Source organism: Lactobacillus sp. UMNPBX17 (assembly GCF_002553735.1).
Taxonomy (GTDB): domain Bacteria; phylum Bacillota; class Bacilli; order Lactobacillales; family Lactobacillaceae; genus Lactobacillus; species Lactobacillus gallinarum.
In genome coordinates, this window is record NZ_PCYT01000055.1 from 1 (window position 1) to 11,018 (window position 11,018).

General features: G+C 36.8%; 8 protein-coding genes and 5 pseudogenes. All 13 read left to right on the forward strand.

Features of this window, described 5'->3' with window-relative positions:
- Positions 1-143: 143 nt before the first annotated feature.
- Positions 144-1,643: pseudogene (locus CP368_RS08040) on the forward strand (KUP/HAK/KT family potassium transporter); the annotation flags it as partial.
- Positions 1,644-1,738: 95 nt separating this feature from the next.
- Positions 1,739-2,596: an IS982 family transposase gene (locus CP368_RS08045; protein WP_013682704.1), complete on the forward strand. Its 858-nt coding sequence runs from the start codon at positions 1,739-1,741 to the stop codon at positions 2,594-2,596.
- 22 nt (positions 2,597-2,618) lie between these two features.
- Positions 2,619-2,915, forward strand: a pseudogene (locus tag CP368_RS08050) (helveticin J family class III bacteriocin); the annotation flags it as partial.
- Between the two features lie 126 nt (positions 2,916-3,041).
- Positions 3,042-4,383 (forward strand): annotated as a pseudogene (locus CP368_RS08055) (MATE family efflux transporter).
- Between the two features lie 79 nt (positions 4,384-4,462).
- Positions 4,463-5,821 (forward strand): MATE family efflux transporter, encoded by a 1,359-nt coding sequence (locus tag CP368_RS08060; protein ID WP_012845486.1) that lies wholly within the window; start codon positions 4,463-4,465, stop codon positions 5,819-5,821.
- A gap of 114 nt (positions 5,822-5,935) precedes the next feature.
- The gene (locus tag CP368_RS08065) at positions 5,936-6,841 is read left to right on the forward strand and encodes an ROK family protein (RefSeq protein WP_013682702.1); all 906 of its coding nucleotides are present in this window, start codon (positions 5,936-5,938) and stop codon (positions 6,839-6,841) included.
- The gene (locus CP368_RS08070) at positions 6,841-7,224 is read left to right on the forward strand and encodes a cupin domain-containing protein (protein ID WP_061205015.1); all 384 of its coding nucleotides are present in this window, start codon (positions 6,841-6,843) and stop codon (positions 7,222-7,224) included. Before CP368_RS08065 ends, CP368_RS08070 begins: the two co-directional genes overlap by 1 nt.
- A 79-nt stretch (positions 7,225-7,303) precedes the next feature.
- A pseudogene (locus tag CP368_RS08075) lies at positions 7,304-8,073 on the forward strand (IS982 family transposase).
- 9 nt (positions 8,074-8,082) lie between these two features.
- Positions 8,083-8,610 (forward strand): annotated as a pseudogene (locus CP368_RS08080) (potassium transporter Kup); the annotation flags it as partial.
- A 119-nt stretch (positions 8,611-8,729) separates the two neighbouring features.
- The gene (locus tag CP368_RS08085) at positions 8,730-9,656 is read left to right on the forward strand and encodes a nucleoside hydrolase (protein ID WP_087175924.1); all 927 of its coding nucleotides are present in this window, start codon (positions 8,730-8,732) and stop codon (positions 9,654-9,656) included.
- The gene (locus CP368_RS08090) at positions 9,656-10,381 is read left to right on the forward strand and encodes a GntR family transcriptional regulator (RefSeq protein ID WP_025005443.1); all 726 of its coding nucleotides are present in this window, start codon (positions 9,656-9,658) and stop codon (positions 10,379-10,381) included. The genes CP368_RS08085 and CP368_RS08090 overlap by 1 nt, the downstream gene beginning before the upstream one ends.
- Positions 10,382-10,482: 101 nt before the next feature.
- On the forward strand, positions 10,483-10,722 hold the full coding sequence (locus CP368_RS08095; RefSeq protein WP_025005444.1) for a hypothetical protein: 240 nt from the start codon (positions 10,483-10,485) through the stop codon (positions 10,720-10,722).
- 1 nt (position 10,723) lies between these two features.
- On the forward strand, positions 10,724-10,876 hold the full coding sequence (locus CP368_RS08100) for a hypothetical protein (RefSeq protein ID WP_199161336.1): 153 nt from the start codon (positions 10,724-10,726) through the stop codon (positions 10,874-10,876).
- The last annotated feature ends 142 nt before the right edge of the window (positions 10,877-11,018 follow it).

The following is an 11,018-nucleotide window of genomic DNA, read 5'->3' on the forward strand; positions in this document are numbered from 1 at the left end:
ATTAAAAAATCAATTTACGAGAAAGATCTATTTACACAAAAGATTTGACAGTTTCTTAAAAATATATTTTTATTGTAAACACTGGATTAATTATCTATTCTAGTGAAGATTTTATTTTTAAGTGTTGTAGAGGATTATTAGACATGAATAAAATTACTAAAAAGCAAAAGATGAGTTTTGCGGGATTGTTGATCGCCATAGGTATTGTGTATGGTGATATTGGAACAAGTCCGTTATATGTAATGAAATCAATTGTGACTGAAAATGGCGGGATTGCCAACGTTAATCGAGAATTGATCGTTGGTTCAATCTCGTTAATTCTTTGGACAGTAACTTTGTTGACTACTGTCAAATATGTCATGATTGCTTTGAAGGCAACTAATCATGGCGAAGGAGGAATCTTCTCTCTTTATGCTTTAGTTAGAAAAAGAGCCAAGTGGCTGGTTATCCCGGCTCTGATTGGTGGTGCAGCTCTGCTTGCCGATGGTACTTTGACACCAGCAGTGACCGTTACCACTTCGATTGAAGGGTTAAAGAATATGCGCTTTGGTGATGTGATTCCGGTTCCTTCTCAAGAAGTTGTAATTATGATTACTATCATCATTTTGGTAATTCTATTCTCAATTCAGAGGATGGGAACCAGCGTTATTGGTAAAGCATTTGGTCCAATTATGCTGGTATGGTTTACCTTTTTAGGAGTAGTTGGCATTGTTAACTTGAGCCATGATTGGAGTCTTTTGGAAGCGATTAATCCCATTTATGCTATTCGAATTTTGTTTAGTCCAGCTAATAAAGTCGGGATCCTAATTTTGGGTTCTGTCTTCTTGGCTACTACTGGTGCTGAAGCGTTATATTCGGATGTTGGACACGTAGGTAAAGCGAATATTATGGGCTCTTGGCCATATATATTTGTTTGTCTTTCATTAAACTACCTAGGCCAAGGCGCTTGGATTTTGCATAATGCTAGCTATCATGCTGGTAATGGTGACTTCAATCCATTCTTTGAAGTTGTTCCTAGCAATTTGCGTCTTTTTGCCATTGCCTTGGCTACGATCGCAGCTATCATTGCTTCCCAGGCATTGATTACTGGATCGTTTACTTTGGTCGCTGAGGCCAGCAGTTTAAAGTTTTTACCAAGAATGAATATTATTTATCCTTCAACTGAAAAAGGACAAATTTATATTCCATCAATTAACAAAATGATCTGTGTGGTAACTGTAGCAATTGTGTTCTTATTCAGAACTTCACACCACATGGAAGCAGCATATGGTTTGGCAATTACTGTCACTATGTTGATGACTACAATATTATTGTTTGAATACTTGGGTAAAAAAGGCAAACCACTTTACTTACGTGTGATCTTTTTGATTGCATTTGCTTTTATTGAAGGGATGTTCTTAATCTCCAGTTTGACTAAATTCTTACATGGCGGTTACGTAACTGTTTTAATTGCTGGCTTTATCTTGGCAATCATGTATGTTTGGTTTTATGGAAATAAGATTCGTGATAAGCGTGAAGCTAAGAATGCTTACGTTCGTTTAGACGAGTATACAGAAATGCTGACAGATTTAAGCCACTGCGAAGATTACCCTGTTTATGCCACTAATGTTGTTTATATGGCAAAGGTTAAGTATAATAAGTACGCGTGGTGCTAGTTAAATCGTTTTAGTTAATAAAAAAGTCCAATTAGACTAGACTCAAGTTGTAAGTAATTTAAATAGAAAAGAGTCTGATCTAATTGAACTATCTCAAGCTTAAGCGTTTTTCTCACCATTTACAAGTTAGTTTTAATCGGTTAAATGTGATTTGTCGCTCGCTATATAAGCTTTATGCGCCTGATGGACTTAAACATCGTAAAAATGTTGATCAGACCAAGCTTCCTGATAGTTCTATCTTAGCGATGCTCATTTGGCAAACTGAAATTGGGATTGAGTCTCAACGAAGATTTTGTAAATTCTTTGTTGGCTTGTCTCATTCTCGCTTTAATCGGCGAGCTCGGATGCTCTTGCCTCTAATTCGTTGTATCCGTCAGGCTTGGAATCAAGAAGTAAAGACAGCTGGAGAATTTTTGATTATTGATAGTTTCCCAGTGCCAGTTTGCCAGCCTGTTCGCAATTATCGTGTCAAGATCTTTCGGGGCGTAGCTGATATTGGTTATAAAGCAACCAAGAAAGTCTATTATTATGGCTTCAAGGTCCACGCAATAGTAAGCGATGATGGCTATCTGCTTAACTATGCAGTTACTAAAGCGTCAGTACATGATGCCAAAGAGACAGTAGAATTGATGATCGATGCTCATCCAGCCAACCATTATCTTTTAGGAGATGAAGGTTATTTAGGCAAAAATCTAGCTACTAATCTAAAGCGCATGGGATATGTGCTTTGGATGCCATATCGTAAAAATATGCAAGGAGCTAGAAGGCATAATGATCATCAATTGATGGCAATTAGAAGAAGCATTGAAAGCGACTTTTCTTTGCTTAGTTATTACAACGCTGAGAATAATCGAGCAAGAAGTCCAGTAGGCTTTCAACAGCGGCTAGAAATAGCTATTTTAGCTTATAATATGGCATATTGTCTAGAACGATTTAACTAGCACCACGCGTGATCTAGATAATTCTGGTAATATTTATATTACTAGTCAAAAATCACCAAGTTTAAGTAATGGTTCATGGTCATACTATCACAAGGAAATTGTAAAGATTCCATTTTATGCTCGTAATGACCAATCTCAATGGGAAAATGTAAATTTAAGTGCATTTGGTGGATTAGATATTTCAGGTGAACATAGTGAAGTTGAAAGTATCCAAATCATTGATGAGAATCACGGTTACTTAACTGTTGCATACCATGCTAATGTTAACGGTAAAAATAAAACTGTTTCAAATAAGGTTTATGAATTAGCTTGGGACTAAATTTCAGATATCAAGATTAATTGAAAAAAGTATAGCTTTTGTCTTTACCTTTTATGTGTATAGAATAAAATATGTACAAATCGAATAAAACGGTTTCAATTTTATTTTGAAAGGTTAGGTATTGCCATGAAGCTTTTAAACCGATCAGACAAAGAATTAATCATTCTAAGCTGGCCAATTTTTATTGAATTTCTCTTCAATGTGATGGTGGGAAACGTCAATGTATGGATGATTTCTCACTTTGATGAAGTGGCTGTAGCTGCTGTTGGTGCCTGCAACCAATTTTTTGGCTTGTCATATAATGTTTATGGGTTTGTAACGGTAGGTACACAAATCATGATTGCGCAATTTCTTGGTGCCAAAAAAACACAAAGAGATTCCTAAGGTAATGAATACAGCAATCTTTGGAGCAATTGGAATTGGTTTGCTTTTAGGAGCTATTTTTATTCTTTTGCCATATCCTCTGTTACGCTTCTTGAACATTCCAGATGATGTAATTGCAATTGCGATCCCTTATATGCAGCTGTACGGAGCAGGAACGATTATTTTGGCGTTAAATTCTGTCATGTTAGCCTGCTTGAGAACGCATGGTTTAACCTTGCAAGCTTTGATTGTGCCAACTATCGCTAATATTCTTGCGGTTTGTGGGAATTATTTGGTGCTGTTCTCACCATTCGGCTTACCTAATTTTGGCGTTAGAGGGATTGCAATCTCAGGTATCTTTGGCCAATTTTGTGCGGGGATTGTAGCAATTTATTTAGTTAAGCGATATGTGAAGTTCAATGTGTTAAAAGTTAACTTCAAACGGTTTTCGATACCATTTTTAAAACAAATTCTTAAGTTAGGATTACCTTCATCAGGTGAATCAGTCTCTTATTCTGGGGCTCAAGTGGTAGTCACAATGATTGTTGCTACTTTAGGAACTAATGTATTGATTACCAAATCGTATGTTTCAGCGATTACCCAATTTGTATTTTTAACGGCTTCAGCCTTATGTCAAGGAAATCAAATTGTTATTGGTCGTACTGTTGGCGCAAAAGATTTCGAAGGAGCATATCAAAGAGGCTTTCGGTCAATGGTACAAAATGTGGGAATTTCAACTTCAATTTCAATCGTGACCTTTATTTTTATTACGCCAATTATGCATATTTATACAAATAAACCTGAAATCATTGAATTGGCACGCTGGGTTTTCTTGGTCGAAATTATTCTTGAAGCAGCAAGAGCGGTTAATATGACTTTGGTAGGATCATTAAATGCGAGTGGGGATGTTAGATTTCCGCTTGCATGTAGTTTAACTGTGCTATGGCTAATTAGCTTGCCATTTTCATATTTATTGGCAATTGTCTTTCATATGGGGTTAGTAGGTGTATGGATTGCATATGCGATCGATGAAAGTTTGCGCGCAATGTTGATGATCTACCGGTGGCATCATGGTACTTGGAGAACCAAGTCACTGTTTGTATAGTTGTTTTCCCTGTGATTTAATTAAATTATAAGTTAAGATGATATTTATTTAACGGTTTGGATAAGTAAGGGGGAATTAGGTGGATAATGACGCGATTGTAATGACTGAAGGCTCATATCGAAGTCAGATAATTAAATTTGCAATTCCACTATTTTTGGGAAATTTATTCCAACAAATGTATAGTGCTGCCGATTCGTTGGTAGTTGGTAATGTAATTGGGTCGAATGCTTTAGCTGCAGTTTCATCGTCTGGAAGTTTGATCATGTTGCTAATCGGGTTATTCCAAGGACTAGCGATGGGTGCAGGAGTAGTAATAGCACAATGTATTGGTGCTAAAATTGATCAACACACACGCGAAGCAGTGGCTACAGTGGTTGCTGTGGGCTTTATTTGTGGCTTTTTGTTGATAATCATTGGTGTAGTGTTGACTCCACAAATTCTGATATTAATGGGAACGCCAAAAAGCATTATGCCTGAATCAGTAGAATTCTTACGAGTATACTTTTTGGGATCAATGGGCTTTGTTATGTACAACACTTTTATTAGTATCCTTCAAGCCAATGGTGATAGTAAGGGTCCTTTGTATTACCTAATTGCCTCATCAGTAGTAAATATTGCTTTTGACATTATTTTTATCTATTGGCTTCATTTAAGCGTTGGCTTTTCAGCTTTGGCTACAGTAATAGCACAAACATTTTCTGCTTGTCTTGCTTATAATAAATTGCGTAAGCTAAAAGGTCCAAGTCGGGTAGATCTGCGCCATCTTAAAATATATCGGCCGATGTTGAAGCTGACGATTGATTATGGTTTACCATCAGGATTACAGAATTCGTTAATTTCCGTGTCTAATGTGGTTATTCAATCATATATCAACATGTTTGGTGCACATGCAGTTGCAGGAATCGGGGCCTATACTCGCGTTGAGGGTTTTGCTTTTCTACCAGTAACTAGTTTCACTTTAGCTTTGACGACGTTTGTGGCGCAAAACCTTGGTGCCGGAAAAATTAAGCGAATTAAAGAGGGTGTTCGGTTTGGAGTGATTTTGGCAGTGCTGATTGCGGAAATAATCGGCTTAAGCGTATTTACCTTTGCGCCGCAACTGATCGCGCTATTTGATCCGACGCCTTCGGTCGTCGCCTTTGGTGTTGGGCGTGCAAGAGTTTGTGGTTTCTTCTTTTTCTTGGTTGCGATTACGCATTTAATTGCTTCAGTAATGCGTGGTGCAGGGAAAGCGACGATCCCAATGTTAGCAATGATGCTTTGCTGGGTTGTAGTAAGGTTAGCAGTTTTATTAGGTACCAAGCCATTTTTCCAGGATATTCGGATGGCCAACTGGATTTATCCGGCTACTTGGTTCTTAAGTACCATAGTTTTATTGAATGCTTATCGTCATCTTGATTTTGCTTTAATCAGCCAACAAACTAGAAAAGAAGCGTAAAATTTTAAACTAAATAATGTCAAACAAGCCAAATTATGATCAATATTTGGCTTGTTTGCTTTTTGAGCTTTGAGTACAATTGTGGTAATGATAATGAAAGCGAATACATATGAGATGAAAAATTATCTAAGTATTGATATTGGTGGGACTAACTTAAAATATGCTTTGTTAGACAATGCCGGCAATATTATTGAAAAGGGCAAAACAAAATCACCACATGAAAAAGAAAAGTTCTTGACGACAGTTGATCAAGTAGTTAAAAATTACGCTGAAAAAGATATCAAGGGTCTAGCTTTTTGTGCACCAGGTAAAATTGAATACACGAAGATTCATTTCGGTGGCGCATTGCCATTTCTTGATGGGATTGATTTTTCAGAAATATATAAGGATCTCAACATTCCAGTCGCAGTAATAAATGATGGCAAGGCTAGTGTTTTGGCTGAAAATTGGCTAGGAAATTTGAAGGACTTGCAAAATTGTGCTGCTATTACTCTTGGTTCAGGAGTAGGTGGCGGAATAATTGTGAATGGTCGCTTATTAAATGGTGCTCACTTCCAAGCCGGTGAATTGAGCTTCATGGTTTTAAAGATGGCCAAAGAAATGGGTTTTGATGATATTGCTGGAACTATGGGCTCGGCAGTTCGCATGGTTAGCCAGGTCATTAAAGCGATCGGCAATGAGGATGAAACTGATGGCTTAGCTGCTTTTGAAGCTATCAATTCGGGCAATGAGCAAGCTTTGAAAATACTACGTTCCTATTGCTGGGATGTGGTTGGCATCATTGTTAATATCCAATCAGTAGTAGATTTGACAACAATTGCGATTGGTGGTGGAATCTCAGCGCAACCGATTCTAGTTGAAGAAATCAATCGTGCATATGATCAATTTTTGGATCAAATGCCAATGTACAAGATGACTTTGACTCGTCCTAAGATTGTTGAAGCTAAATTTAAGAATGATGCAAATTTATTTGGAGCTTTATACAACTTGTTGCTACACGTTAATGGTGAAAAACTATAATGTCTGAAAAGAATCTTCACGAAGTAGTAATTCCTACCGATCCGTTAAACGTATGGTATTTCGTTTTTCATGACAATAAAATTCCGTTTTATATTGCTCCGCATTGGCATCGTGGGATTGAACTTAGCTATACGATAAGAGGAAACATCGATAATTTTCAAATTAGCGGTAAAAAATATAACACTAAGCCTGGAAAAATCTTTATTGTTAATTCTCAGGAAATACATTCGATTAGAAATCGTTCTGGAGAACAAGATTTAGCTCTATCAATAATTTTTCCGTATAGTGTAGTCTGCAGGCTGTATCCGCAAATCAGTGAGGAGATTATTGCTATCAATGATCCAACTAGTTTTACTGATCTGCAAACGCGTGGTGCTAGTTAAATCGTTTTAGTTATCAAAAAAGTCCAATCGGATTAGACTCAAGCTGTAACTTAGATTAATAGAAAAGAGTCTGATCTAATTGAACTACCTCAAGCTTAATCGTTTCTCTCACCATTTACAAGTTAGTTTTAGTCGCTTAAATGTAATCTGCCGCTCTCTGTATAAACTCTATGCTCCCGATAAGCTTAAACATCGCAAAAATGTTGATCGTACCAAGCTTTCTGACAGCTCTATCTTAGCGATGCTCATTTGGCAAACTGAAATTGGGATTGAGTCTCAACGAAGATTTTGTAAATTCTTTGTTGGCTTGTCTCATTCTCGCTTTAATCGGCGAGCTCGGATGCTCCTGCCTTTAATTCGCTGTATCCGTCAAGCTTGGAATAAAGAAGTAAGGGTTGCTGGAGAATTTTTGATTATTGACAGTTTTCCTGTTCCAGTTTGTCAGCCTGTTCGCAATTATCGCGTTAAAATTTTCCGTGGCATAGCCGATATTGGCTATAAAGCCACCAAAAAAGTCTACTATTATGGCTTCAAGGTCCACGCGATAGTGAGTGATGATGGCTATCTGCTTGATTACGCAGTTACTAAGGCGTCGGTACATGATGCCAAAGAGACGAGCGTATGGGATATGTGCTTTGGACGCCATATCGCAAAAATATGAAAGGCTCTAAAAAGCATAACGATCACTAATTAATGGCAATTAGGAGAACGATTGAAAGCGACTTTTTCTTGCTTAGCTATTACAATACTGAAAACAACCGAGCAAGGAATCTAGCAGGCTTTCAACAGCGGCTAGAAATAGCCATTTTGACCTATAATATGGCATATTGTCTAGAACGATTTAACTAGCACCACGCGTATAATAAGTTCATTAAGCGTGAGATACTTTATTCAATTTTGGATAAAAGACCTAAACGTGCTAAAGCCTATTGGTTTGTTACTGTCAATGTAACAAACGAACCATATACCGCAGAATATGCAGTAAATACGTACGGTACTAAGAACGTAATCAACGTTCAGCTTTATCTAGGTTTTAGAAAGCAAACTAGCGTTAACGTCTACTTACGGCAAATTGTTCATGAATTGATTGCAGATGGTACTATTGAGGCTCAACTACAAAGATTCACTACTACTCCTGGTAGAGATGTAGGTGACTTCTCCTTCGTCATTGTTAATGATGCAATTAGTCCATTAACTAAATTGACTGGTTATGAGAAGTTTATGGTCGAGGCTAGAGTCTGGCTGCAAAATCTATCTTCTAACCCAGCTTCTTGGTTTGGTTTAGAGTATGCAGATACAGTGGTAGAACGAGTACCATTGATCTTAGGCAAGCATCAAGAAAGCTATATTAAGCGAATTAAACCTAAGAAACAAACTAAAAAGTAACTGAAAAAAGTCTAGCCAAGCTAGGCTTTTTTCAGTTAGATTAGATCGAACCACTTTTTTATTTGGTCGGTTTTTTGTTATTATAAATATACTTAATACGCTTAGAAGAGGTAGAATTTATGAATAAGAAACCTTTAATTATTAGTACAGATCCAGGAATTGACGATATTGCAGCAATGACGATCAGCCTTTTTGCTAAAGAACTTGATGTCAGAATGATCGTGCCAACCTGGGGAAATGTTCAACTTGAATATACTTTGCAAAATACTTTGAATTTAGAAAAGTTTTTGCACACCAAGGTTCCCGTAGTAGTGGGGGCTAATCAACCATTAGTTGCACCAATGATTAGTGCCGCATCAGTACATGGTAAAACTGGTATCGCTGGCTTTGATTTTGAAGAAGCAGATCGCAGTTTGGTTAAGCCAGGCCTTGCTGCAACTGTGATGGCTGAAGAAATTAAGAATAGTCCTGAAAAAGTTACTTTACTTGGAATTGGACCGTTAACTGACTATGCTTTGCTTTTTAAACAATATCCTGAAGTAAAGAAAAATATTGATCAAATCGTCATCATGGGCGGTAACATCGGTCGCGGCAATCACAGTCCACTTGCTGAATACAATATTGCGGGAGATCCTGAAGCTGCTCAAGTTGTTTTCCACAGCGGTTTACCAATTAAGGTGGCGCCGCTTGAAATCGGCAATAAGGCTCATTTAACCCAAGATCAAATGAGCAAGGTAAAGGAATGTGGTGAAGTCGGCAACATGCTTTACTCACTATTTTCACATATTCATGAGCCAGATGGTGATCCTCGTATTAAGATTTATGATCCAACGGCTGTGGGCATTTTGCTTCATCCAGAAATGTTTACCTTGAAAAAGGCTAACGTAGAGATTGAATTGCGCGGTCAATTTACATATGGTGCAAGTGTAATTAACTTTATGGATCAAGAACATGCTAATGCAGAAATTGCAACAGATGTAGATCTAGAGCAATTTTCAAAGTGGTTTATTGATAGTATTAAAAATTCTGATCAAGGAAGAGAATAATGGCAGATTATGTTTATCGGACAGTAATGCAGGATATTAAACAAAATATTTTAAATAATAAATATAATGGGATGCGGATTCCCGATGAGCGTAGTTTAGCTAAGCATTATGACGTTAGTCGTTCATCGATGAAACGAGCCCTAGAATTATTGGCCCAACAAGGGATCGTTTTTAAAAAGCGAGGTAGTGGCACGTTTATTAATCCACTGTATTTGAAAAATCAGGCGATGTTTCGTTATGACGGCTCGAACTTGGGAATCACTGATAGTTTTAAGGTGCCTGGTAAAAAGCAGCAAATAAAACTGTTAGATTTTCAGGTGATTAAAGCTACCAAAGAAATTGCGGAAGACTTATTTTTAAATGAAAATGCTTTTGTTTATGAATTCAAGCGCCTGCGTTTACTCGATGAACAGCCATTTTTGATTGAAACAGGTTATTTACCTATTAAAATTATGCCGGAATTGAAGCCTGAAACGTTGCAGAGCTCTTTATTTAATTATTTGGAAGATGAACAAAGCAAAACTGTAACTAAGGCATTTTTGAATATTACAGTTGAGCCTTCGAATGCTGAAGATCAAAAGCAGATGCATTTAAAAGAAAATGAGCCAGTTGGTGTTATGGAAGGTATTTTCTTTTTAGATGATGGAACGCCGTTTGAAGTGTCAAACATGCGAGTTCATTATCACTACATGAATTTTAATACTTTTGTTAATTTGGGGAAATAGAAATATTATATGAAGCAGCCATTTAATGACTGCTTTTTTTTGACTAGCGTAAATATGATATAATATTAGTGGGAAATCCCACGGAAAGAGAGGGCTTAATTATGCAAGTCGTTAATAATTACATTGCTCATACAGATAGTAAAAAGAGAATAACATTACGTAAATCTAAATTTAAATATTATGATGTTAAGGAATATGATAATGGATGTTTAGTTTTAGAACCTAGAGAATTGGTTAAGCCAAAAGATGTTTCAAATAAGGCTCTGGAAGTAATGGATGAATCTATTGCAAACTTTGAGAAAGGAAAAGTGTCTGCTCCAGTAGACTTATCAGATTTTTAGAATGCGGTTTAAAATCAAAATGGGTATTCCCCAGATGGCTGAATTATGGCAGGAATTACAGGTAAGTTATCGGAATGGTTCAATTAGTAAAAAAGATACAGTTTTATACAAAAAATGGGGAAAAGCATTAAAATCGCTATCTGAAGATCCTTAATATCCTGGATTACGTACTCATGAAATATCTTCTTTATCAGCTAGATACGGCATGAAAGTTTGGCAGTCTTATTTAGAAAATAATAATCGTAAATTGCAATAATAAATTGAACACTTACGCTGTTTGATAGATTTTATCTAAT

What these genes read in the sequence shown, in the direction of transcription:
- CP368_RS08065 (WP_013682702.1), top strand. Translation starts at nt 5,936, where the DNA reads ATGAAAAATTATCTAAGTATTGATATTGGTGGGACTAACTTAAAATAT.
- CP368_RS08070 (WP_061205015.1), top strand. Translation starts at nt 6,841, where the DNA reads ATGTCTGAAAAGAATCTTCACGAAGTAGTAATTCCTACCGATCCGTTA.
- CP368_RS08085 (WP_087175924.1), top strand. Translation starts at nt 8,730, where the DNA reads ATGAATAAGAAACCTTTAATTATTAGTACAGATCCAGGAATTGACGAT.
- CP368_RS08090 (WP_025005443.1), top strand. Translation starts at nt 9,656, where the DNA reads ATGGCAGATTATGTTTATCGGACAGTAATGCAGGATATTAAACAAAAT.
- CP368_RS08095 (WP_025005444.1), top strand. Translation starts at nt 10,483, where the DNA reads ATGCAAGTCGTTAATAATTACATTGCTCATACAGATAGTAAAAAGAGA.
- CP368_RS08100 (WP_199161336.1), top strand. Translation starts at nt 10,724, where the DNA reads ATGCGGTTTAAAATCAAAATGGGTATTCCCCAGATGGCTGAATTATGG.